The organism is Oleidesulfovibrio alaskensis DSM 16109 (genome assembly GCF_000482745.1).
In the GTDB taxonomy this organism is placed as follows: Bacteria; Desulfobacterota; Desulfovibrionia; order Desulfovibrionales; family Desulfovibrionaceae; genus Oleidesulfovibrio; species Oleidesulfovibrio alaskensis.
The window spans coordinates 379,682-402,551 of record NZ_KI519494.1 but is presented as its reverse complement, the minus strand read 5'-3'; the positions used below and the strand labels follow the sequence as shown (position 1 = coordinate 402,551).

Here is a 22,870-nt window from a genome sequence, read left to right as displayed (position 1 = left end):
GGAAGCCGATGACTGACGGACAAAAACATATTCCGATACGCACCTGCGTCATCTGCAGGAGACGGTTTGCAAAGAGCGATCTCCTGCGCTACGTCTGCCCCCCGGGTGAGCCTTGCGGCGACCCCGTGGCCGACGAAGCTCAGACCCAGCCGGGCAGAGGCTACTACGTTTGCAGTAGTGAACAATGCAGGCAACGGTTCCCGAAGTTCCGGGGCTGGCGGAGAAAGTGCAAGGGGGTTCACGCATGAGCGAGACTAAAATCAAAATTAAGGACTTGGCCACCGAGCTGAACATCGCTCCGAAAGAAGTGCTGGCAGCGGCCAAGAAACTGGATATTCCGGCGAAAAACGCCACCAGCACGCTGACTACAGAAGAAGCGCGCAAGGTGCGCGGTCAGGTGCAGGAAGCATCGGGCGACGCCAGACGCAAAGACGGCGCTTCGGATGTCATCATCCGCAGACGCCGCAAGGGCTCCGGCGCAAAGCCGGCTGCCCGCGAAGAAGCAGCCCCTGCCGAAACAGAGGCACAGGCCTCTCCCGCGCAGCCCGAAGCCAAGGCGGCCGCACCGGCAGCCGAAGCTGAAGAAGCTCCCGCAGCCAAGCCCGCGCCTGCCAAAGCACGCAAGGCGGAAGCACGGACAGAAGCGCCCAGAGCGCGCATCATCCGGCCAGCCACCCCTCAGGCGGAGGAAAAAGCAGAACCCGCTCCCGAAACGGCCGCGCCCGCGCAGCCCGCACCGGAAGCGCAGCCTGCCGCGCCTGAAAAAGTTGAAGCACATGATGCGGGTGCACCGGTGCAACAGGCGGAAACAACCGAATCCGCTCCGGCTGAACCCGCGGCTGAAAAGGCGCCGGCAGAAAAGCGCCGTTACGAGGTTTCAATGGAACCTGAAAAAGACTCCGTGCAGGCCGACACCGAAGCCGATGGCGACGCTGACGGCGGCAGGAAAAAGAAAAAGAAAAAGAAACGCGAAGAAACCGCAGGGCCTCAGGTCCGTGTCATCTCGCGCCCCGACCCTGCAGCCGTGCAGGCTCAGGCTGCAGCTGCGGCTCAGGCCCGCGAAGAAAGGGCAGAACGTCCTGACCGCGGTCCCCGGCCGGCCGGCGCACGCCCCGCAGGTCCCCGCCCCGGCGGTCCCCGTCAGGGTGACTCGCGTCCCGGCGATGGCCGTCCCGCACCCCGCCCCGGCGCTCCGCGTCCGGGTGGTGCCCGCCCCGCGGCCGGTTTCGGACAGCCCGCTCAGGCCGAAAATTCTTCTCCCTTTGCCGACGGACAAAGCAAGAAGAAACGCCAGAAAGGCCGCCGTACGGTGGAATTCGGTGACAAGGGCGCAGGCGGCAAAAAAATGCGCGAAGATGTGGGCGGCAACTGGAACCGCGGCAAAAAGGGCAAACGCAAGCCCGAAACAAAGCCCGTGTCCACGCAGCCCCAGCGCGCGGCCAAGCGTAAAATCAAAGTGGATGAAGCTATCCGCGTGTCCGATTTTGCCCACCAGATGGGTGTGAAGGCACCGGAAATAATAAAAATTCTGATGTCGCTGGGCATTATGGCCACCATCAACCAGTCGCTGGATATCGACACCGCGACTGTGGTTGCCGCAGAATTCGGTTACGAAGTGGAAAAGGTGGGCTTCTCTGAAGATGAGTTCCTCCTGCCCAAGGAAGTGGATGCCGACGAACTGCTGCTGCCCCGTCCCCCTGTTGTCACCATCATGGGGCACGTTGACCACGGCAAGACGTCGCTGCTCGACGCCATCCGCAAATCCAGTGTCACCACCGGTGAAGCGGGCGGCATCACGCAGCACATCGGCGCATACCACGTAAGCACCAAGCGCGGCGACATCGTGTTTCTTGACACCCCCGGTCACGAGGCGTTCACCGCCATGCGTGCCCGCGGTGCACAGGTGACCGACCTTGTCATTCTGGTGGTTGCCGCGGACGACGGCGTGATGGAACAGACCCGTGAAGCCATCAGCCACGCCAAGGCCGCAGGTGTGCCCATTGTGGTTGCCGTGAACAAAATAGACAAGGAAGGCGCCAACAGAGACCGCGTAATGCGTGAACTGGCGGAGCAGGACCTTGTGCCCGAAGAATGGGGCGGCGACACCATTTTCTCGTATGTTTCGGCCAAGACCCGCGAAGGTCTGGACGATCTGCTGGAAATGCTGGCACTGCAGGCCGAAGTTCTGGAACTGAAAGCCAACCCCGACAAGCCCGCACGCGGACGCATTGTGGAAGCCAAACTGGACAAGGGCCGCGGTGCCGTGGGTACCGTGCTCATTCAGGAAGGCACGCTGAAACACGGCGACGCATTTGTCTGCGGCGTTTTCAGCGGGCGTGTGCGCGCCATGTTCAATGATCAGGGTAAAAAAGCCAAGCAGGCAGGCCCCTCCATTCCTGTCGAAGTGCAGGGATTTGAAGGCGTACCTGTGGCAGGTGAAGAGTTCATCTGCGTCAAGGATGAAAAGGTTGCCCGCCGCATTGCGGAACAGCGCGCCATCAAACAGCGCGAACGCGATCTGGCACGCGAAAGCAAGGTCACCCTGGAAACATTCCTTGCACGGCGCAAAACCGATGCCGAAACGCAGACCCTCAACCTCGTGCTCAAGGCCGACGTGCAGGGTTCCGTGGGCGCCATCACCGATGCGCTGCGTAAAATGCAGACCGAAAAAGTCAAAGTGGACATCATCCACAGCGGCGCCGGTGCCATCACCGAATCCGATATTCTGCTGGCTTCCGCTTCGGACGCCATCATCATCGGCTTCAACGTGCGCCCCACCGCCAAAGTGAAGGATGTGGCCGAACAGGAAAAGGTGGAAATCCGCTTCTACGACATCATTTACAAGCTGTCGGAAGAAATCAAATCCGCCATGGCCGGTCTGCTGGCCCCTGTGGTCAGAGAACAGTACCTCGGTCAGGCCGAAGTGCGCGAAACCTTCAGCGTGCCCAAGGTGGGAACCGTTGCCGGCTGCCATGTGGCCGACGGCAAGATCATCCGCAACACCAAGGTGCGCCTGCTGCGCGACGGCGTGGTCATCTACACCGGACGCATCAACTCGCTCAAGCGCTTCAAGGACGACGTCAAGGAAGTTGCCAAGGGCTTTGAATGCGGCATGGGTCTTGAAAACTACAACGACATCAAGATAGGCGACATCATCGAAGCCTTTGAAGAAGTCGAAGAAGCAGCGACCCTCGATTAAACACTCCCCCTGCGGGGCGCTGCGGCGCCCCGCAGGATTATACCATGCCGCGCTGCCGTAACCTGTACACGGCAGGCACAGCGGCATCCGCGGAAAGACATGCCATGGTCATCGGTATTCTGACAGTAGAGTACACGCTGCACGGCAACGACTCGCTCAAAGGCAAACGCAGAGTTGCCTCCAGCCTGAAAGCCAAGGTCCGCGCCAAGTTCAACGTATCCATTGCAGAAATTGCCAATCAGGATTCGCTTACACGTCTTTCGCTGGCCGTGGTCACCGTAAGCAACAGCGAAAAGCACCTGCAGAGCAGACTTACCAAGTGCCTGAGCATGATGGAAGCAGCCTGCCCCGAAGAAATGACCTACAGCGATATGGAATTTTTCGGCGCCGAGTAGCGCCAAAGGAACACCGCCATGCGGGAAAGCACAAACCACGGCATGCCCGCGGCACGCATTGCCGAAATACTGCGCCGCGAAGACGACTTTCTCATTGCCAGTCATTATAATCCGGACGGAGACGCCATAGGTTCCATGGCCGCTCTTGCGCACATGCTGCGCCGCATGGGCAAACAGGTCATGCTGTACAACGAGTCCGGCGTGCCGGACCAGTTCGGCTGGCTGGATATGGGCGCCCCCTGCGTCACCGCGCTGGACGAGATAGACAGCTTTGCTCCGCGCCGGCTTGTGGTGCTCGACTGCGGCGATGACCGCCGCCCGGGTCAGGAAATCCGTTCACTGCTTTCTTCTGTTCCCAGCATCAACATTGATCATCACTTGGGCAATCCCCAGTTCGCCGATGTGAACTGGGTTGATTCTTCCTGCGCCGCCACCGGCGAGATGGTCGCGCTTATCGGCCGTGAGCTGGGCGCAGTGCCCGACGGCCCCGTGGGCGAAGCTCTCTACCTTGCGCTGGTATCCGATACCGGTTCGTTCAGCTATGGCAACACCACGGCGCAGGTGCTTGAAATTGCAGCCGACATCCTGCGCTGCGGGCTTGATCTCGGCGATTTCGGACCGAAAATGCAGAACAACTGGAGCCTGAACCGCATGCAGCTGTGGGGCAGACTGATGGGTGCCGTGCGCCTGAGTGCAGACGGACGCATTGCGGCGCTGGGCATCAGCTCCGCCGTGCTGGAAGAAACCGGCACCACCATCGCCGATGCCGAAGGAATTATAAATTACATGCGCCGCATCCGTGGTGTACAGGTGGCCGTCACCGTGCGCGAACACGGTCCCGGACGTTCCAAAGCCAGCCTGCGTTCCAACGGCACGGCCGATGTACAGCGGGTTGCCGCCGGCTTCGGCGGAGGCGGGCACCGCAATGCCGCCGGTGCCGAACTGGACATGCCGCTGGAATCCGCCGTGCAGGAAATACTTTCATCCGTCTCGCGCAATCTTGCACTGGACGCCGAGGGCGCTTAACTGTATGGCTGATTCGAAACTTGCACAGCAGCACGGGGTACTGGTACTTAACAAACCCAAAGGCCCCACATCGGCTCACTGCATCGCCAGAATCAAACGGCTGGGGCAGAAAAAAATAGGCCACGCCGGCACGCTGGACCCCATGGCTCAGGGCGTGCTGCTGGTGCTGCTGGGCCAGTGCACCAAGATTTCCGGCTATCTGATGGAAGGCGGAGAAAAAATATACTCCGGCACGCTGGAACTGGGACGCACCACAGACACGTGGGACGACGAAGGCGAAACACTTTCCACAGCAGACTGGACGCACGTAACCGAAGAGGACGTGGTCCGCGCTGTCGACTTGTGGACAGGTTCGTCGGAACAGCAGGTTCCGGCATATTCCGCGGCCAAGCACAAGGGGCAGCCCCTGTACAAGCTGGCACGCGAAGGTAAGGAAACGCCTGTCAAAACAAGGCGTATAGAAATTTCACAGGCGGAAACGCTCGCTGTTGAGCTGCCGTTTGTGCGCTTCCGGGTTCATTGCAGTTCGGGCACCTATATACGATCCCTGGCCCACAGCTTGGGGAACCGTCTAGGGTGCGGCGCTGTGCTGACCGAACTCATCCGGGAGTACAGCCACCCGTTCTCGCTGGACGAAGCCCATGATCTGGACGACGTTCTGGCAGAACCGGCGGAACTTGCCGGCAGGGTCATACCGCTGGACAAGGCATTGCCGCACTGGCCCAAGCTGCGCCTGAGCGCAGCTGACGAAGCCCGTGTGAAAAACGGCATGCCCCATCCGTATGATCCGGCAGAAATGGCCAGCATGCCTTTTACCGAAGGTATCAGAGCCGTACTGCTCGACCCGGCCGGTGACCCGCTGGCTCTGGCGGAAACAGCCTACAGAAATCAGGTGCCCGTCTGGACGGTTCTGCGGGGGCTGTGGAATACATAATATGTTACTCGGAGGTAACTTGCTGTGGTAATGACTCCTGAAAAGAAGATGTCCATCATTGAAGAATACGGTCAGCACGAAGGCGATACCGGTTCTCCCGAAGTGCAGGTGGCCCTGCTTACTGCACGTATCGAATACCTGACTGAACACTTCAAGTCCCACAAACAGGACTATCACTCCCGTACCGGCCTGCTCAAGCTGGTCGGGCAGCGCCGCAACATGCTGAAGTACCTTGCTAAAAAGGACGTTCAGCGTTACCGCGCTCTCATTCAGAAGCTGGGCCTCAGAAAGTAGGTTCACACGGGGAACCCCGACAGGGGTTCCCCTGCTTTGTACACCCCGGCGGCACAGCCGCCCAACGCAAGTGAAAGGGGGGTCCGGGAAGAACGCCCTGTCAGGGCATGGCCTTCTCCCCGGAATCCCCTTCACGAGAAAAGGATTCTTACGTTATGGAAAATCTCTTCGGCGCCAAGCGCCTCACCGCCACCGTGGGCGGTAAAGAAATCATCATGGAAACCGGGCGACTGGCCAATCAGGCCGACGGCGCGGTATGGATTCAGTGCGGCGGCACCGTTGTGCTGTGCACCGTGTGCACGCAGCCTCTGGAACGCGAAATCAGCTTCTTTCCGCTGGTTGTTGACTACACCGAAAAGATGTACGCGGCAGGCCGCATTCCCGGCAGCTTTTTCCGCCGCGAAATAGGCCGCCCCAGCGAGCGCGAAACTCTTGTTTCCCGCCTCATCGACCGTCCCTTGCGTCCGCTGTTCCCCAAGGGTTTCACCAACGAAGTCCAGATTCTGGCCAATGTCATTTCCGCCGATCAGGAAAATGACTCCGACGTGCTGGCGCTGTGCGGTTCCTCCGCCGCCGTCATGCTGTCCAGTGTCCCCTTTGAAGCTCCCGTGGCCGGTGCCCGCGTCTGCCGCATCGACGGCGAATTTGTGCTTAACCCCACCATCACCGAAGCGGCAAAGGCCGACCTCAACCTTGTTGTGGCCGCCAACCGCGACGCTCTGGTCATGGTTGAGGGCGAAGCCGACTTCGTGCCCGAAGAAGTGATTGCGCAGGCCCTGGAATGGGCGCACCGCGAAGTGCAGCCCATCATCGACATGCAGGAAAAGCTGCGCGAACTGGCAGGCAAGGCCAAAATCGAGTTCGTGGCTCCTGAAGAAGACACTGAATTGAAGGAAAAGGCCGAAGCTCTTGCCACCGCAGATCTGGCAGCCGCACTGCAGGTCAGGGAAAAAATGGCCCGCAAGGAAGCCAAAAAGGCCGTAAAGGAAAAAGTGAAGGCCGCCCTGCTGCAGGACCCCGCCTTTGCCGAAACTCCCGAACGCCTTGCCGCTCTGGGCGATATTCTGAGCAGCCTTGAAAAACGCATCGTGCGCCAGCGCATACTCAAAGAAGGCCTGCGCATCGACGGCCGCGACACCAAAACCGTGCGCCCCATCATCATCGAAGCAGGTGCCCTGCCCCGCGCACACGGTTCGGCTATTTTCTCGCGCGGCGAGACCAAAAGCCTTGTGGTGACCACTCTTGGCAGCACCACCGACGAACAGCGCATGGACTCCCTTACCGGTGACGTAACCAAGCGCTTCATGCTGCATTACAACTTCCCGCCCTATTCGGTGGGTGAAGTGAAGCCCGTGCGCGTTTCCCGCCGCGAAATCGGTCACGGTGCGCTGGCAGAACGCGCTCTGCGCCCCGTACTGCCCTCGCCCGACAGCTTCCCCTTCACACTGCGCGTGGTTTCCGAAACCATGGAATCCAACGGCTCGTCCTCCATGGCCGCAGTATGCGGCGGCAGCCTTTCGCTGATGGACGCCGGTGTGCCCGTCAAGGCTCCGGTGGCCGGCATTGCCATGGGTCTCATCAAGGAAGATGACCAGTTCATCGTTCTTACCGACATTCTGGGTGATGAAGACGCTCTGGGCGATATGGACTTCAAAATCGCCGGCACCGCAGAAGGCGTCACCGCCGTGCAGATGGACATCAAAATCGACGGCCTGCCCGCCGAAGTGATGGGCCGCGCACTGGCTCAGGCCCGCGAAGCGCGTCTGCACATTCTGAATGAAATGGCCAAGGTGCTGCCCGAGCCGCGTCAGGCGCTTTCCAAATACGCTCCCCAGCTGAGCGTGGTGGAAGTGAACCCCGAAATCATCCGCGTGATCATCGGCCCCGGCGGCAAAAACATCAAAGCCATCACCTCGGCCACGGGTGCATCCATCGACATCGAGGACAGCGGCAGAATCTCCATTTTTGCCCCCACCAAAGAGTCCATGGATATGGCCCGCGAAATGGTCATGTACTACGACCAGCGCCCCGAACTGGGTAAAAACTACACCGCAAAAGTCCGCAAGATCATGGAGATCGGCGCCATTGTGGAAATTCTGCCCAATTGTGAAGCGCTGATTCACATCTCGCAGCTGGACACCTCGCGCGTGGAAAAAACCGAGGATGTTGTGCAGCTGGGACAGGACGTGGAAGTCAAGGTCATCGAGATCAATGACGGACGCGTACGCGCCTCGCGCAAGGCAGTCATGCTGGAAGCGCAGGGCGTGGAATGGGATCCGGCCGACACCGCACGCCCCCCGCGCAAACCCCGCGACCGTGACGACCGCGGAGACCGCGGCGGACGCGGCGACCGTGGTGACCGCGGCGGACGCAACGGACGCGGCGGCGATCGTCGCGACCGTCGCTAACAGCGGCAGCGCACTGCAATAACAGGGCGCGGAGTGTATGCTCCGCGCCTTTTTCGTGCAGCCCGCGCTGCAATCTGTCTCAACATACCGCACCGGTCCGTCTGCACGTCCCGTTCGCGTCTCACAGACCACCCGCCGAGCGGAAGTTCTTTTTTTTCAGATTAATGGCACGCCGGACACCGGCTTTCGGCCATATGCGAAAGCCCGCAGAAGATGCAGACGCCGCGGTGACACGGTCTTATACATTGACACCGCGGCTCTTTTGAATAACATCACGGCTCTGGATTATAATTGATTCTCCGAAAGGCGCAGGCAGATGTGCGGAAGCCACATCTAGGGGGGGGCCCCGATGCCAGCCGGCGAAAGTCAGCCTTGCGAGGTTTGGAGATGGATAGACATACTGCCGCACACGACTCCGTACCGGATGTCATTGCCCCGCTGCAACAGGCCCATGAGAAAGCCATGCAGCGCATACGCAAGGAACACGAACGTTCCGCCCGCCGCCGTCAACGCGCCGAACAGCGCCTTGAAGATAAATTTCAGGCTCTGCGCAGGCGGCTGGATGCCTGCCCCGACCCTGCAGCTGCCGCTCCGCAGCCCCGCAGATCGTTAACAACCGGCATTCTGACCACTATCCGCAGCCTGCTGCTGTAAGGGTGCAGCAAGCCTGCGGCCGTAGGTCTGCCATAGCGGCTTGCAGGGTCATGGCCCGGCGGGCTGCCCCGCAACGACAGCCCCATCTATCACCGCAGGCGTTTTTTCCGCTGCATGGCCACGGCGTTCCGGCACATCTTGCCGAACTTCCGGGCCTTGTCCCTTTTTTCCGCCACGCTCAGCGCATTGTGCTGCTGCTCCGCCCTTATTTTGCGGTAGTTTTCAAGCCTGCGCAGTTCCAGCTCGCCGCTGAGCACCGCAGCCTGAACAGCACAACCGGACTCATGGTCGTGGGTGCAGTCATTGAAACGGCACCCCGCGGCCAGCTGCTCGATATCGTCAAATGCCGATGCCAGTCCCTGTCCGACATCGGCAAGCTGCAGCTCGCGGATGCCCGGAGTATCAATGAGAACAGCTCCGGAAGGCAGCATATGCAGACTGCGTCCGGTGGTAGTGTGGCGCCCTCTGGCATCGTGTTCCCGTATGGCACCTGTGGACTGGATATGCTCTCCCTGCAGGGTGTTGACCAGCGTAGACTTGCCCACACCCGACGACCCTGCAAGCGCCAGAGTCTGCCCTTTGCCGCACCAGTTTTCCAGAACGGCCGCAGAACCGGCATCCAGAGCATTGAGCACGCACACGTCCAGATCCTGCCTGATGGCTTTTGCCCGCCCGATGAATTCATCCGCATCAGCAACCAGATCAGCCTTGGTAATAACAAGAACCGGTGTCACCCCCGATCCCATGGCAAGTGTAAGATACCGTTCTATGCGCGAAGGATTGAAATCATCGTTGCATGAAGTAACTATGAACAGTGTATCTATGTTGGCTGCCAGCGCCTGAATTTTTGCCTCGCGCCCCGCCGCTCTGCGGTGCAGAAAGCTTTTACGCTCCAGCAGGCGCACCGGCTGGCTTGTCCGGCGGTCCAGCAGCAGCCAGTCGCCCACTGTGGGCACGTCTTCCGGCCCGCCGGTGTACCAGCTGCCCGGCACAGCCGCCTGAACCGGACCGTTTTCCGTCACAAGACCCAGTATATGACGATTCAGCCCCGCCACGCGCGCGGGCAGAGCCTCCTCCCACTCTTCAATACTCAGCTGCTGCTGAAAAAAAGGCCCCCAGCCCAGACGGGCGAGATCGCATTGCGCCTGCATCATATCCATAAATCACCAGTAAACTGCTTTGTTAAACGCTTCAACACAGTATGATCTGCCGGCAACAGGCCGGATGCCGGTACCGGCAAGAGACTGTCCAAGCCAGCCTTCAGGGTAGGTCAGTTTCAGCGGAGCACGGACAACATCTTCGCTCACCGGTCTGAAACCGGTTTTGCCGTAAAAATCAGGATCGCCGTATGTGAAAACCAGCTCCACCCCGTGCTCCTTCAATTTTTCAAGGCCGCTTTTTATCAGCATCTGCCCTGTGCCTTTTCCCTGACAGCCGGTAAGAACAGCTACAGGAGCCATCAGGAATGCCACGGGGCCGTCTGTCAATGTCAGACGGGTAAAAATGATACACCCGACAACTTCACCGTCTTCAGTTGCGGTGACGCAGTAAATATCTTCTTCCGCCGTAGTCGTCAGCAGGTCATGCACCAGCCCGCCTATCACCTGTCCTTCCGCTTCACCTTCCGAATCTGCAAACGTACGGGTGAAAAGATTGATTATGGCCTCGTTGCTTCCGGTGCGATGCACGGTAATATCCATCAGAACCACCCTGTTGTATAGCGGTTACGGCCGATCAGGACCGTCCGCACGATTTGGCCGCTCGCTGCGAAAACCAAAAACCAACTCAATCATCATGCGTTGATGTCCGGACATACGTGCGGCTAAATGTCCGGCCAGCTATCCGGCCAGTCATCCGGCCCGTATCAGGCCCATATCAGGCCAGACGTGCGACCAGATGTCCGGACATACGTGACGGCAGACATGCAGCCACATTATAAAACGGTACAACGCGGCCGCACCGCATCCGGCGGGTGCCGCCCCTCTGAGCAGATACGGAAGCTGATACAGCAGCGGCAGCGCCGTCATCAGCGGTCCCCCGCACATTCCCGCAGCTTCCCTGTGCCGAATCTACACAGTAAAGCGGCAGGCAGGTCAAGCCCCGACCGCACGGGCAGACACACCACCACGCGCGGCACAGGCAGAACGGGCTGCGGAGTTTCGCCCCGCAGCCCGTGGTCATATCATGCTCTCACTGTTTTTCATGCAGGATCATTCCGGGTCTTTCTGCGCAGCACACGCTTATCGCCTATACGCATGGTCACGCGTTCCCTGTCAAAATATTCCAGCAGCGGAATGACGTACTTGCGGGACAGGCCCGTAAGCTCGCGGAATTCATTGGGGCCGATATCTTCATTGGCCGTAAACCATTTTTCCAGCATGGCCTTCAGCTGCTCCATGGCACCGGCATCGTAGAACAACCCGTCCTTCACACGTATCAGCACCCCTTCGTCCAGCATCAGCTTGAACACACCGGCGGCTTCTTTATACGTCAGCCCCAGCGGGTCCAGCACATCCTTCACATTGGGCGGAGCCGTGGCCCCCTGACGATAGGCCGCCGCCAGAGTCTCGCGCAGCCCCTGCTGATCGGCCGCCAGCGACACGGTATGCCCCGGCAGCCGCACCAGGTCCTGCTCGGCCACCAGCCTGCCGGTGCGGACAAGCCTTTCGGTGATAAAGTGTACCAGTCTGGGATGCAGCCCCCGGCCCCAGCCGGAAGCCAGTTCTCCGCGCACCAGCCCCTGCCGCAGCGGTTCGCGGCGATGATACGCCTCCAGATAGTCCACACACGAAGAGGAAAGACGCTCCACCGCACCACCGGAAACATACCGCCGGTCTTCTTTATCAAAAACAAAAGCCTGCTGTGAACTGCCCAGTTTGACCAGCGTCTTTTCAAGCCGTTTCGATTCCATGTCCGTCAGCACACGCAGCAGGCTGAAACTGCAACCGGCGTCTCCGGCCAGTTCCAGATGAATGGCAATGCGCCGTTCGCTGTCGGCATCATTCAGCTCTTCCAGCAGCGCCAGCTTTTCGTCAAACCGTGCATCGCGGCGGCGCAGCATGGCAGATGCCGGATTCAGCACCACGCCCCCGGCCACTGTCCGCAGCGGAGAAAACGAACGGACGACGCACCTGTCGCCGAACACGGCGGCCACCGGTTCGGGAAAACGCACCTGACAGATACAGGTATCGCCCGGCATGAGGCGGTCTCTGTCCGGAAAATACAGACGCGCCAGCAGTTCGCGTGAACCATGGTGAAAGTGCACTTCTGTTCTGTTCTTCAGCGGAGTGGAGGCAGAAGAAAGACAGGTCATGCGCACGTCCCATACCTCGGAAGGATGCAGCGTGTCCGGCAGCGCCAGTACATCGCCCCGGCGGATATCATCCACGTCCAGACCCGACAGGTTCACTGCCGTACGCCTGCCCGCGGGGGCAACCTCCACCGTGGCACCGTGGCTCTGCAACCCGCGCACCTTGGTACGCCTGCCGCCGGGTATCAGCTCTATCTCGTCTCCGAGAGTCACGGAACCGGAAATCATGGTACCGGTAACCACCGTACCGTGGCCGCGCATGGTAAACACCCTGTCGACGGGCAGCCGGAAAAGGTCGGAACGCCGTTCGGGACGCAGTTCTTTTTCCATCTGCGCCAGATGCCCGCGCAGTGCATCCATTCCGGTACCGGCAGCGGCGGAAACAAGAAAAACCGGAGCCCCCTCCAGAAAACTCCCCTCCAGAAACTCCGCCACATCCTCCTGCACCAGCCCCAGCCACTCTTCGTCCACCATATCCACTTTGGTCAGTGCCACCAGCCCGGTGCGTATGCCCAGCAGCGAACAGATTTCAAGATGCTCCCGCGTCTGGGGCATCACCCCTTCATCCGCGGCAATGACCAGCATGACAAAATCTATGCCCGATGCTCCGGCCACCATGTTTTTGACAAATTTTTCGTGCCCCGGAACGTCGACAATACTCAGGCGTCTGTCATCCGGCAGGTCAAGAAACGCAAACCCCAGTTCAATGGTTATGCCGCGCCGTTTCTCTTCTCCCAGCCTGTCACAGTCTATACCCGTCAGCGCCCTGACCAGCGTTGTCTTGCCATGATCGATATGTCCAGCCGTACCCATGACTACAGGCATGCATTCCTCCTGCTATGCGTCTGTGCCGCTTGATGAAACGGCCTTTACGGTTGTATGAGAAATTCGGGCCGGTAACAACCGCTGGTTGCCCGGCAATATCATGGCGCCACTTGCACCCGCGGGCTAGAGTAAAAAAAACAGGAAGCACACATGCCTGAGTCCACAGCGCGTCCTCACTTTGCGGCGGCGCGGCACATGATGGGCATTGCTGCGCTATTTGCGGCAATGCTGACCGTTTTTGCGGCGTTCGCCCCGCAGCCCGCGGCCGCGGCCGGTTCGCTGGTTTTTGCGCGGGCCAGCGATGCCGTGACTCTGGACCCGGCGCGCGCACCGGACCTTGAATCCACCAAGGTCATCGCCAACATATACGAAGGGCTGGTCACCGTGGCAGAAAGCGGCACGGAAATAGTGCCTGCGCTGGCCCGTTCGTGGGAAAGCTCCGCCGACGGTACCCGCTGGACATTCCACCTGCGGCACGGGGTCGTGTTTCACGACGGCACGCCGCTTACCGCACAGGCCGTTGTGCAGTCGTTCATGCGGCAGATCGATCCGGAACATTCTGATTTCGCCGGAGATTCCGGCGTGTCACGGTTCACGTTCCGCCACATCACCGCCGTCAGCGCCCCCGACGACCACACCGTGCTCATAACGCTGGATGCGCCGTTCCCGCCTTTTCTGCACAATATGTCCATGGCCACCGCTTCGGTCATCAGTCCTGCCGGCGGTGATATTCCCGCCGGTACAGGGCCTTTCCGTCTGCATACGTGGGAAAAAGGCAGAAGAATAGTGCTGAAGGCCCACACGGAATACTGGCGGGGCGCCCCTCAGCTGGATACCGTGGTGCTGGAGGTCATACCCAAAGCATCGGACAGGCTTACCGCACTTAACGTCGGCGCCATTGATGCCTTTGACGGAGTGACCAGTGACATAGCCCGCCATGCATCAGCTCAAAGCTCCATACAGCTTTCCAGCCGTACCGGTCTGCGCATAGCCTATCTGGCCATGAACACGCAAAAGCCCCCTTTTGACAATCCGGCAGTGCGCAGAGCTCTGAACATGGCCGTGAATAAAATCCCCATGCAGACTCTGATCTACGGCAACACCGCCGTGGTGGCGCACAACGTCATTCCCGAAACGGTATGGGCCTATGACGAAACCCTGCCCCCCTATGTCTACGATCCCGCGGCCGCGCGTGACATGCTGGCACAGGCCGGTTATCCGCAGGGATTCACCGCCACGCTGTATTTCTGTCCGCGCCCTTTTTACCCCGAAGGAATCGAAGCTCTTATCAGAAATGAACTGGCAGCCGTCAACGTGCGTCTGGATATCCGCTACACCGAATGGACCGAACACCTGAAAGCCACCGGCAACGCGGAGCACGATATGTGCATCATCAGCTGGGGCGGATACAACAGCGATCCCGACAACTTCTTCTACCCGCTGTTCCATCCTCACAATGCCGTGACACCCCATGCCCAGAACAGGGCGTTTTATACCAACCCCCAAGTCAGCCGGCTGATAGAAAAAGCCCAGCAGGAAACAGACCCCGGAATCCGCAAGGAACACTACCGGCGCATACAACGGCTTATCAGAAATGACGCCCCGTGGATTCCGCTGGTCTACAACCGCGAACTGCTGGCGCATTCCGTCGACGTTACCGGTCTGCGCCTGGACGCCACAGGCGTTGTGCGGTTTTACGGCGCCCACGTCCGCCACGACTGACCGGCCGCAACACAGCAGCCGCAGCGGGGCGAAATCACACAAGGATTCTGTTTTGATAACATTCCACGTTCAGACACACCGCCGCGAAGAGCTTGTAGACATCACCGCCCACATCCGCAGACTGGCAGGCGAACAGGGCTGGCGCCATGGGGCGCTGCTTGTATACTGCCCTCACACCACCGGCGCCATAACAGTAAATGAAGGGGCCGATCCGGATGTCGCGCGCGATATCACCGCAAACATGAACAAGCTCGTTCCGCGGCATGGCGACTATCGCCACGCCGAAGGCAATTCCGACGCGCACATCAAATCAGGCATGTTCGGGTGCGGACAGATGCTTATTGTTGAAGACGGTGACATCATGCTGGGAACATGGCAGAAAGTGTATTTCTGCGAATTTGACGGTCCGCGGCAACGCACGGTATGGATGCAGTTCATGGCCGGCAGCTGACAGCTGTCCCGCTGCGATAATCGCCTGCCGCAGCATGCTCTTGTCCGCTCATGCCGCGGCAGACTTTTTTCTGCCAATACATACACACGGAAGGATATCCGTTGCAGCCTTCATCCCCGCCATCCCCTTCATCCCCGCTGCCCGCTTCGTTTTCCCAGCTGCAAAAAGGCTTTGCCGCCAACCTCGTCGTGGCGGCCAGCGTAGCCGCTTACGGCAGCGTTTTCGGCCTGCTGGCAGCCCAGAAAGGTATCGGCTGGGGGCAGCTGCTGTTCATGAACCTGACCATCTTTGCCGGGTCTGCACAGTTTGTCATGGTGGATATGTGGCAACCGCCCCTGCCGGTGGCGGAAATAGCGCTGGCGGTTCTGGTGATCAACACACGCTATCTGCTCATCGGGGCATCACTGCGTCAGCTTTTTGCCGGAACCACACTGACCCACAAGGCTCTTGTCATGCATCTGGTCACCGACGAAAACTGGGCCGTCACGCTGGCTGCGGCCTCAAAGCGTCCCGTGGACACATACTTCATGCTCGGCGGCGGCCTGTGCATTCTGATGGCATGGTGTGCCGGTTCGCTGTTCGGCAATCAGGTGGGGGCGTTGCTGGGCAACCCCGAGCGTCTGGGGCTTGATTTCGCGTTTACAGCCGTGTTCACCGCACTGCTGTGCAGCTTCTGGCGGGGCGGCAGAGACCTGCTGCCGTGGCTGACTGCCGCGGCCGTGGCTCTGGTTGTGGAACAGGCTGTTCCCGGCAGCAAATGGTACATACCCGCCGGAGGCCTGAGCGGCGCCCTGTGCGCCGCGCTGATGCCCGCACACGCGGCGGGAAAGGACAGAAAGCAGACATGACGGAAAACACCGCGGCCTTTCTGGCCGTCATACTGGCTGCGGCAGCCACCTACGCCCTGCGCCTCGGTGGGCTGCTGCTGGCAGGCAAACTTCCGGATACCGGCAGGGCGCGCCGGTTCATGGATGCACTGCCGGGCACCATACTGCTGTCCATTGTGGTGCCAGCCTCGGTCAGCCTCGGCCCCTGGGGGTGGTTTGCCTCCGCCTGCACCATCGCCTGCATGCGCCTGACCGGCAATGTGCTGGCAGCCATGCTCAGCGGCGTGGTTATCATGGCGCTCAGCCGCGCGCTGTAACCCGCGGCGGGCAATGCAGCACGGCAGCAATCCGTATCCGGCGCCCTACTCTTCCTTGAGCTCCCTGCTCATCAGTTCGCGCACGGCATCACGCGGATTTTTACCGCTGTGCAGCACATCATACATGGCCGAAGTAATGGGCAGATCAACCTGCAGCCGCGCCGCCAGAGTGTGCACGGCCTCGGTGGTCTTCACGCCTTCCGCCACCATGCGCATGCTTCTGGTCACCTCTTCCAGAGTCATGCCCTGCGCAAGCTTCAACCCCACCTGCCTGTTACGGGAAAGGTCTCCGGTGCAGGTCAGCACCAGATCGCCCATGCCGGACAACCCCATAAACGTGGAAGCCCGCGCGCCCATGGCCACACCCAGACGGCTCATTTCTGCCAGCCCGCGGGTGATGAGCGCCGCACGGGCATTATGGCCGAACCCCAGCCCGTCTGCCAGACCGACCGCAATGGCGATGACGTTTTTAACCGCCCCGCCCAGCTCCACTCCGCGTACGTCCGTGCTGGAATACGTGCGGAACAGCCCGTACGAAAAAATATGACGCAGCCGGCGTCCTGTGGCGGCATCCCTGCAGCCCAGCACCACCGCGGTGGGCATATCGCGCATGACTTCGGCGGCAAAAGACGGTCCGGAAAGCATGGCAAAAGTGTGGCCGGTGCCTTCCAGCTCCTGCGCCACAACCTCTGAAACCGTGCACAGATTTTCCACCTCTATGCCCTTGTTGGCGCACACCACAACCGGCTCCGGCGGCAGCAGCGGCCGCAATCTTTGCAGCACCTTGCGAAAATGCTGGCACGGCACGGCCATCAGCAGCAGACCGGCACCATCCAGCGCTTCGGCATCATCCACAGTGGCCCGCACAGAACTGTGCAGCACCACATCCGGCAGATAATCGGGATTCACATGGTCGGCATTGATACGGCGGGCCTGTACGGCATCGCGCACCAGCAGCGTCACGTCACAGGCATTGGCGGCCAGCAGATGGGCAAGAGCGCTCCCCCAGCTTCCGCCTCCGGCTACGGCTATTTTCATGGGTCTCCCCGTTTTTGCAGAGTTATGCAGCGGCGGTGCCACGCACACGGCACATACTGCAAACAGCGTCCGGGCTCAAGTGCGGCTGCATGGTTGCAACACCGCGCCTGAACAGGTATCAACAGCGTGAACCGCAACCCTATCACGAGGACGCGAGATGGCTCAGACTTTTACAGACACCGAGCGCGCCATTCTGCGCATTGTGCAGAAGAACCTGCCGGACAGCGCAACGCCGTATGCCGATATCGCCGAACAGACAGGCACCGACGAGCAGACAGTGCTTGCTCTGCTGCGCCGCATGAAGGAAGAAGGCTCCATCCGCCGTTTCGGCGCCAGCCTTAAGCACCAGAAGGCAGGCTACACGCACAACGCCATGGTAACATGGATTGTCGACAAAGACACCGTGGACGAAGTGGGCAGACAGGCCGCCGAGCACCGGCTCATATCGCATGTCTACTACCGCCCCAGTACCGCGCCGGACTGGCCTTACACGCTGTACACCATGATCCACGGGCGGCACGAAAACGAATATCTTGAAGTGATTGACACCCTGCGCAAAGAAACTGCGCTGGAAGAATATGCTGTATTGAACAGCCTGAAAGAACTGAAAAAAACCTCCATGACCTATTTCTAGCGCGGAGGAGCAAATCCGCGGTTGCACAATCGCGGGCATGACAAGGATACCGCATCATGGAACGTTCCAGAAATCTTTTCGAACGCGCCCAGAAACTTATTCCCGGCGGGGTGAACAGCCCCGTGCGCGCCTGTCTGAGCGTAGACAGCGCCCCCGTGTTTGTAGAACGCGGGCAGGGCAGCAAGCTGTACAGCGTTGACGGCAGAGAATACATCGACTTTGTGGAATCGTGGGGGCCGCTGCTGCTGGGCCATGCCCACCCCGCCGTCAACAAGGCCATCCACGAAGCCGTGGACAAGGGGTCGAGTTTCGGCGCACCCTGCGAAGACGAAATCCGCCTTGCAGAAGCCGTGGTGGACGCCGTGCCCAGCATTGAGATGGTACGCATGGTCAGCTCCGGCACAGAAGCCACCATGTCTGCCCTGCGCCTTGCGCGCGGCTACACCGGCCGCAACAAACTGATTAAATTTGAGGGCTGCTACCACGGCCACGGCGATGCTTTTCTGGCCAGCGCAGGTTCCGGAGTGGCAACGCTTTCCATTCCGGGAACCCCCGGCGTGCCCGACACAGTGGTGGCGGACACCCTGCTGGCCCCCTACAACAACCTTGAACGCGTAAAAGCCCTGTTTGAAAACCACGGCGCAGACATCGCCGCAGTCATCGTGGAGCCCATGGCGGGCAATATGGGACTGGTACGGCCCGCCGCCGGTTTTCTGCAGGGATTGCGCGATCTGTGCGACCGCTACGGCGCGCTGCTTATCTTCGACGAGGTCATCACCGGCTTCCGGCTGTCCTACGGCGGGGCACAGCAGTATTTCGGCATCACCCCCGACCTGACCACACTGGGCAAAATCATCGGCGGCGGCATGCCCGTGGGCGCCTATGGCGGCAGACGCGAGATAATGGAGCGCATCGCTCCCTGCGGCGATGTGTATCAGGCCGGCACTCTGGCAGGCAACCCTGTGGCCATGGCCGCAGGTATCGCCACGCTGGCTGAACTGAAAAAAGCCGACTATCCCGCACTGGAAAAACGTGTGGACGCGCTTGCTTCTGAAATAGAAGCCATTCTCAAGGCCAAGGGCGTACCCGTGACAGTCAACCGTCTGGCCTCCATGTTCACCATCTTCTTCACCGAAGAACCGGTGACTGACTATGACAGCGCCAAAAAAGCCGACGGCACGCTCTACACCCGCTTTTACCAGCAGATGCGTGATCAGGGCATCTACCTTGCCCCGTCCGGTTTTGAATGCGCCATGGTGTCGCTGGCCCACACCGAAGACGACTTTGCGGCCATGCTCGCAGCAGTGCGCAACGTCACCTTCTAGGGCAACTCCTGCGGGTATGGTCCCGCCCCCGCAACAATGCTATGCTGCCGGAGCGCCTGAACGGTGCTCCGGCTTTTTTCACCTTTGCGCACGGCAACATCATGAACAGCACACCCCGTTCCCTGCACGACGTCTCCGGCACAGATTCCGGCGGCACACATACGTCACGGCTGTGTGTTTTTGCACTGACTCCTCAGGGAATACAGCTGGCCGCGCGGCTCTGCCCGCATCTGCAGGCAGACCTGTTTCTGCCGCACCGGCTTGCCGGTCTTGCAGACAGCACAACCGCCCCCCGCACAGAGCGTTTTCTCCGGCTTGCCGATGCCGTGCGGCATGCGTTTTCTGTTTATGACGGTCTGATTTTTATCGCGGCATGCGGCATAGCCGTGCGCAGCATAGCGCCGCTGCTGCAGGGCAAAGACCGCGACCCCGCCGTGGTGGTGCTGGACCAGCAGGGGCTCCACGCCGTCAGCCTGCTCTCGGGACATCTCGGCGGAGCAAACGCCCTTGCCTGCCGCATAGCCGCCATGACCGGCGGCACACCTGTCATCACCACCGCCACTGATACCGAAGGACTGCCGTCACTCGATCTGCTGGCGGCGGAAAACAACATGGCCATAGCCCGGCTGACCGCAGTACGGCACGTCAACGCCGCACTGCTGGAAGGGCGGCAGGTGGCCGTTGCCGACCGCCACGACCTGCTGAAGCTGAAAAATCACCCCTGCGGCCTGTTCATTCACACCGACGAACACAGTCTGGACAACCGGTACGCGGCACTACCCTCCGTACTGGTGACAATCCATGCATCGGCTGCCCGGCGCGCTCCTGCAGACAGGCTGGTACTGCATCCGCGCATTCTTCATGCAGGTCTGGGCTGCCGCAAAAACGTGCCCGCGCCAAGAGCGGCTGAACACCTGCTGCGGCTGCTGGAAGCGCATGACATCACTCCGCTGGCACTGGCATCGCTGGCAAGCGTGGAGGCTAAACGGGCTGAACCGGCCATGCACGAGGCCTCCCGCAGGCTGGGGGTGCCCGTTATCTTTTTTTCCTCTGCCGCACTGGCCGCAATTGCGGTACCCAACCCGTCGTCCAGACCGCTGAAAGCCGTGGGCACCCCTTCCGTGGCGGAGGCTGCCGCCCTGCTGGCAGCGCGGACAAACAATGAATGCCGCTGCACACAGCATGCCGCGGCACATCTTATCATACCCAAAGCAGCCGACGGCGACGTGACCGCTGCCGTGGCACAGGAGCAATACACCATGCACCCCGCACCTCTTTACATCGTCGGTCTGGGCCCCGGAGACCCGCAGCTGCTCACCCCGCAGGCTGCGGACGCATTGCGGGCTTCAGAAGTCATAGCAGGGTACACCCGCTATGTTGAACTGGTGCCGGACGATATTCTTGCCGGACGCGAAATCATTGCCACGGGCATGATGGGCGAAATGGAACGCTGCGCCAAGGCCATTGAAACTGCTCTTTCCGGCAGGGCCACGGCAGTGGTGTGCTCCGGCGATCCCGGCATTTATGCCATGGCCGGACTTATCTATGAACTGATCGAAGAAATGGACGCCTATCTGCCCGTGCACGTCATCGCAGGAGTGCCTGCACTTTCTGCGGCTGCGGCGCTGCTGGGCGCACCGCTGATGCACGATTTCGCCTGCATCAGCCTGAGTGACCTGCTCACCCCCTGGGAAGTTATCGAAAAGCGCCTGCAAAACGCACTGGAAGCTGATTTCGTTGTGGTGCTGTACAACCCGCGCTCAAAAAAACGCGACTGGCAGCTGGAGCATGCGCTGGAAACGGCCCGCCGCTACAGACAGCCCGAAACACCTGTCGGACTGGTACGGCAGGCCAACAGGCCGGAACAGGCTGTTTCGGTTGCCCCTCTGTCGGTTTTCGAACCGGCGCAGGTGGACATGCTCTCCATTGTGATCATAGGCAACAGCACCACCAGAATAATACGGGGCAACATGGTGACACCCCGCGGATACATGAAAAAATACCGCTGAGCCGGACACGGCGCAGGCATCTGCGCTTTGCACGCCGCGCAATGCAGCCTGCGCTGTGCCCGCCGCAGGTACGCGCATCTGCCCCCCGCGGGCACAGCGCAGGTCATGCCCCGCAAGGTCGCTTGCACTTTTTTTCACGCGCAGACCCTTTGCTAACCAGCGCCCCTGCTTGACAGAAGTGGGGTGTAGCTCTAGGATTGCCCAAATTATTTAACATACCTTGTGAAGGAGGTATCACAGTTATGAGGAAATCGCTGTTTGCCGTAATGGTGCTGGCACTGGTAGCCGCTTTTGCGCTGCCCGTCATCGCCGCGGAAGCACCTGCCGACGGTCTGAAGATGGAAAACACCAAAATGCCGGTGATCTTCAACCACTCCAGCCACTCCAGCTACCAGTGCGCCGACTGCCACCACCCCGTTGACGGCAAGGAAAATCTTGCCAAGTGTGCCACCGCCGGCTGTCACGATGTTTTTGACAAGAAGGACAAGTCTGTCCATTCTTACTACAAAATCATCCACGACAGAAAGGCCACCACTGTTGCCACCTGTATGTCCTGCCACCTTGAAGCTGCAGGCAGCGACAAGGACCTGAAAAAGGAACTGACCGGTTGCAAAAAGTCCAAGTGCCACCCCTAGGCACTGGTCCGGATTTGCTTGTTCGAGGCCGCCCGAAAGGGCGGCCTCTTGCGTTACGGCGCGATGTATGCTTATCTTTTTGACGATACAGATTGTTGCTGTTTTCCGCTCCGCGGCGCTCCGGCAGCCGGACGGATACCCTCAACCTCAGATTGAAGGTACGCCATGTCACCACAGGGCCCCCTGCACGAAGAAGACGATATCATCGAACTGACGGAAATCGTCGAAAAAGGATCTGTTCCCGGCAGTACGGACAGCGATGCCGCTGATTTTGAAAAAGAGCTGGAAGACCTGCTGGATAACGATGCGGGTCTTGATTCCATCGAAGGCTTCGATGATCTGGAGATCGACAGCGGCACCACCCCGTCCGCAAGGAAACCCGCAGACGATGAAGACGATATAGATGCCCTGCTGAATGATCTGGAACAGGACGCCCCCTCTGCCGGCAGCGCCGGTTCAGCATCAGGAGGTTCACCCGTGGTCGACCCCAACGAAGAACTGCAGATGCCTGACATGTCTGACATGGATGATCTTCTGGGCGATGTGGGTGCTCCCGCACCCTCGCAGGATGACGATCTGGATGATCTGGATGCCCTGCTGAACGGAGCCATGGACGAAGCGGTGCAGGACACCGCGCAAAAAGAACAGCCTGCCGCGCCGGATTCAGGCACCAGCGATGAAACGGACGCGCCCGACATCGACGATCTGGATGCGCTCATCGAACAGGCGTCAGCAGCCGCACCGCAGCAGCCGCAGGCACCCGCCGCGCAGAAAAACGGTGATCCGCTTTCCGCCGACGACATCGACGCTCTGCTGGAACAGGCTTCCGCCGGAACGCAGCAGAACGCGGCGGCTCCCGAAGCAGAA

Annotated in this window: 20 protein-coding genes and 2 pseudogenes; 18 read left to right on the top strand and 4 right to left on the bottom strand. The window is 60.2% G+C overall.

Annotation, left to right across the window (positions count from 1 at the left end):
• The first annotated feature begins 8 nt into the window (after nt 1-8).
• The 8 genes from H586_RS20540 (at nt 9) to H586_RS0113815 (ending at nt 8,910) form a co-directional block, all read left to right on the top strand.
• Nucleotides 9-248 carry a YlxR family protein gene (locus H586_RS20540; protein WP_011368910.1) on the top strand — a complete coding sequence of 80 codons (240 nt, stop codon included), beginning with the start codon at nt 9-11 and terminating at the stop codon, nt 246-248.
• Nucleotides 245-3,199: a translation initiation factor IF-2 gene (infB, locus tag H586_RS0113845; RefSeq protein WP_027182358.1), complete on the top strand. Its 2,955-nt coding sequence runs from the start codon at nt 245-247 to the stop codon at nt 3,197-3,199. The genes H586_RS20540 and infB overlap by 4 nt, the downstream gene beginning before the upstream one ends.
• Before the next feature lie 104 nt (nt 3,200-3,303).
• On the top strand, nt 3,304-3,594 hold the full coding sequence (locus H586_RS0113840) for a DUF503 domain-containing protein (RefSeq protein WP_027182357.1): 291 nt from the start codon (nt 3,304-3,306) through the stop codon (nt 3,592-3,594).
• Between the two features lie 18 nt (nt 3,595-3,612).
• Entirely contained in the window at nt 3,613-4,620 is a 1,008-nt protein-coding gene (locus H586_RS0113835) for a DHH family phosphoesterase (RefSeq protein WP_011368913.1), read from the top strand.
• A gap of 4 nt (nt 4,621-4,624) precedes the next feature.
• Complete coding sequence (truB, locus tag H586_RS0113830) at nt 4,625-5,554, top strand: tRNA pseudouridine(55) synthase TruB (RefSeq protein ID WP_011368914.1); 930 nt, start codon at nt 4,625-4,627, stop codon at nt 5,552-5,554.
• Nucleotides 5,555-5,578: 24 nt separating this feature from the next.
• Nucleotides 5,579-5,848, top strand: a complete 270-nt coding sequence (rpsO, locus tag H586_RS0113825) for a 30S ribosomal protein S15 (protein WP_011368915.1) — start codon at nt 5,579-5,581, stop codon at nt 5,846-5,848.
• Nucleotides 5,849-6,003: 155 nt separating this feature from the next.
• A complete protein-coding gene (gene pnp, locus H586_RS0113820; RefSeq protein ID WP_011368916.1) occupies nt 6,004-8,256 on the top strand; it encodes a polyribonucleotide nucleotidyltransferase in 2,253 nt (750 codons plus the stop codon).
• Between the two features lie 387 nt (nt 8,257-8,643).
• Complete coding sequence (locus tag H586_RS0113815) at nt 8,644-8,910, top strand: hypothetical protein (RefSeq protein WP_027182355.1); 267 nt, start codon at nt 8,644-8,646, stop codon at nt 8,908-8,910.
• Between the two features lie 89 nt (nt 8,911-8,999).
• Here the strand turns inward: H586_RS0113815 and rsgA are convergent, their stop codons facing one another.
• From rsgA to selB, 3 genes are all read right to left on the bottom strand, one after another.
• Nucleotides 9,000-10,064 carry a ribosome small subunit-dependent GTPase A gene (gene rsgA / locus H586_RS0113810; protein ID WP_202795140.1) on the bottom strand — a complete coding sequence of 355 codons (1,065 nt, stop codon included), beginning with the start codon at nt 10,062-10,064 and terminating at the stop codon, nt 9,000-9,002.
• A 9-nt stretch (nt 10,065-10,073) separates the two neighbouring features.
• On the bottom strand, nt 10,074-10,610 hold the full coding sequence (locus H586_RS0113805) for a GNAT family N-acetyltransferase (RefSeq protein WP_011368919.1): 537 nt from the start codon (nt 10,608-10,610) through the stop codon (nt 10,074-10,076).
• Between the two features lie 500 nt (nt 10,611-11,110).
• Entirely contained in the window at nt 11,111-13,045 is a 1,935-nt protein-coding gene (gene selB, locus H586_RS0113795; protein ID WP_027182353.1) for a selenocysteine-specific translation elongation factor, read from the bottom strand.
• Between the two features lie 150 nt (nt 13,046-13,195).
• Between selB and H586_RS19360 the strand changes: the two genes are divergently transcribed.
• From H586_RS19360 to H586_RS0113775, 4 genes are all read left to right on the top strand, one after another.
• Entirely contained in the window at nt 13,196-14,767 is a 1,572-nt protein-coding gene (locus tag H586_RS19360) for an ABC transporter substrate-binding protein (RefSeq protein WP_051364031.1), read from the top strand.
• A gap of 52 nt (nt 14,768-14,819) precedes the next feature.
• A complete protein-coding gene (locus H586_RS0113785; protein WP_027182352.1) occupies nt 14,820-15,218 on the top strand; it encodes a secondary thiamine-phosphate synthase enzyme YjbQ in 399 nt (132 codons plus the stop codon).
• Between the two features lie 101 nt (nt 15,219-15,319).
• Entirely contained in the window at nt 15,320-16,066 is a 747-nt protein-coding gene (locus H586_RS0113780) for an AzlC family ABC transporter permease (protein WP_027182351.1), read from the top strand.
• Nucleotides 16,063-16,362, top strand: a complete 300-nt coding sequence (locus H586_RS0113775) for an AzlD family protein (RefSeq protein WP_011368925.1) — start codon at nt 16,063-16,065, stop codon at nt 16,360-16,362. Before H586_RS0113780 ends, H586_RS0113775 begins: the two co-directional genes overlap by 4 nt.
• A gap of 45 nt (nt 16,363-16,407) precedes the next feature.
• Here the strand turns inward: H586_RS0113775 and H586_RS0113770 are convergent, their stop codons facing one another.
• Nucleotides 16,408-17,400, bottom strand: coding sequence for an NAD(P)H-dependent glycerol-3-phosphate dehydrogenase (locus tag H586_RS0113770; RefSeq protein WP_027182350.1), 993 nt, complete (start codon nt 17,398-17,400; stop codon nt 16,408-16,410).
• A gap of 157 nt (nt 17,401-17,557) precedes the next feature.
• On the opposite strand from H586_RS0113770, the gene ahbB reads away from it, so the two are divergent.
• The 6 genes and pseudogenes from ahbB to H586_RS20855 form a co-directional block, all read left to right on the top strand.
• The gene (gene ahbB / locus H586_RS0113765; RefSeq protein WP_027182349.1) at nt 17,558-18,034 is read left to right on the top strand and encodes a siroheme decarboxylase subunit beta; all 477 of its coding nucleotides are present in this window, start codon (nt 17,558-17,560) and stop codon (nt 18,032-18,034) included.
• Between the two features lie 56 nt (nt 18,035-18,090).
• Complete coding sequence (gene hemL / locus H586_RS0113760) at nt 18,091-19,359, top strand: glutamate-1-semialdehyde 2,1-aminomutase (protein ID WP_027182348.1); 1,269 nt, start codon at nt 18,091-18,093, stop codon at nt 19,357-19,359.
• Nucleotides 19,281-20,591, top strand: a pseudogene (locus H586_RS21245) (cobalt-precorrin 5A hydrolase); the annotation flags it as partial. The gene hemL and the pseudogene H586_RS21245, both read left to right, overlap by 79 nt.
• A 27-nt stretch (nt 20,592-20,618) precedes the next feature.
• The gene (gene cobJ, locus H586_RS21240; RefSeq protein WP_234702980.1) at nt 20,619-21,368 is read left to right on the top strand and encodes a precorrin-3B C(17)-methyltransferase; all 750 of its coding nucleotides are present in this window, start codon (nt 20,619-20,621) and stop codon (nt 21,366-21,368) included.
• Nucleotides 21,369-21,610: 242 nt separating this feature from the next.
• On the top strand, nt 21,611-22,003 hold the full coding sequence (locus H586_RS0113750; protein ID WP_011368930.1) for a cytochrome c3 family protein: 393 nt from the start codon (nt 21,611-21,613) through the stop codon (nt 22,001-22,003).
• A 165-nt stretch (nt 22,004-22,168) separates the two neighbouring features.
• Nucleotides 22,169-22,870 (top strand): annotated as a pseudogene (locus H586_RS20855) (chemotaxis protein CheA); the annotation flags it as partial.

Excerpts from the sequence above, each read along its gene's own strand:
- H586_RS20540 (WP_011368910.1), top strand. The coding sequence starts at position 9 with ATGACTGACGGACAAAAACATATTCCGATACGCACCTGCGTCATCTGC.
- infB (WP_027182358.1), top strand. The coding sequence starts at position 245 with ATGAGCGAGACTAAAATCAAAATTAAGGACTTGGCCACCGAGCTGAAC.
- H586_RS0113840 (WP_027182357.1), top strand. The coding sequence starts at position 3,304 with ATGGTCATCGGTATTCTGACAGTAGAGTACACGCTGCACGGCAACGAC.
- H586_RS0113835 (WP_011368913.1), top strand. The coding sequence starts at position 3,613 with ATGCGGGAAAGCACAAACCACGGCATGCCCGCGGCACGCATTGCCGAA.
- truB (WP_011368914.1), top strand. The coding sequence starts at position 4,625 with ATGGCTGATTCGAAACTTGCACAGCAGCACGGGGTACTGGTACTTAAC.
- pnp (WP_011368916.1), top strand. The coding sequence starts at position 6,004 with ATGGAAAATCTCTTCGGCGCCAAGCGCCTCACCGCCACCGTGGGCGGT.
- H586_RS0113815 (WP_027182355.1), top strand. The coding sequence starts at position 8,644 with ATGGATAGACATACTGCCGCACACGACTCCGTACCGGATGTCATTGCC.
- rsgA (WP_202795140.1), bottom strand. The coding sequence starts at position 10,064 with ATGATGCAGGCGCAATGCGATCTCGCCCGTCTGGGCTGGGGGCCTTTT.
- H586_RS0113805 (WP_011368919.1), bottom strand. The coding sequence starts at position 10,610 with ATGGATATTACCGTGCATCGCACCGGAAGCAACGAGGCCATAATCAAT.
- selB (WP_027182353.1), bottom strand. The coding sequence starts at position 13,045 with ATGCCTGTAGTCATGGGTACGGCTGGACATATCGATCATGGCAAGACA.
- H586_RS19360 (WP_051364031.1), top strand. The coding sequence starts at position 13,196 with ATGCCTGAGTCCACAGCGCGTCCTCACTTTGCGGCGGCGCGGCACATG.
- H586_RS0113775 (WP_011368925.1), top strand. The coding sequence starts at position 16,063 with ATGACGGAAAACACCGCGGCCTTTCTGGCCGTCATACTGGCTGCGGCA.
- H586_RS0113770 (WP_027182350.1), bottom strand. The coding sequence starts at position 17,400 with ATGAAAATAGCCGTAGCCGGAGGCGGAAGCTGGGGGAGCGCTCTTGCC.
- ahbB (WP_027182349.1), top strand. The coding sequence starts at position 17,558 with ATGGCTCAGACTTTTACAGACACCGAGCGCGCCATTCTGCGCATTGTG.
- hemL (WP_027182348.1), top strand. The coding sequence starts at position 18,091 with ATGGAACGTTCCAGAAATCTTTTCGAACGCGCCCAGAAACTTATTCCC.
- cobJ (WP_234702980.1), top strand. The coding sequence starts at position 20,619 with ATGCACCCCGCACCTCTTTACATCGTCGGTCTGGGCCCCGGAGACCCG.
- H586_RS0113750 (WP_011368930.1), top strand. The coding sequence starts at position 21,611 with ATGAGGAAATCGCTGTTTGCCGTAATGGTGCTGGCACTGGTAGCCGCT.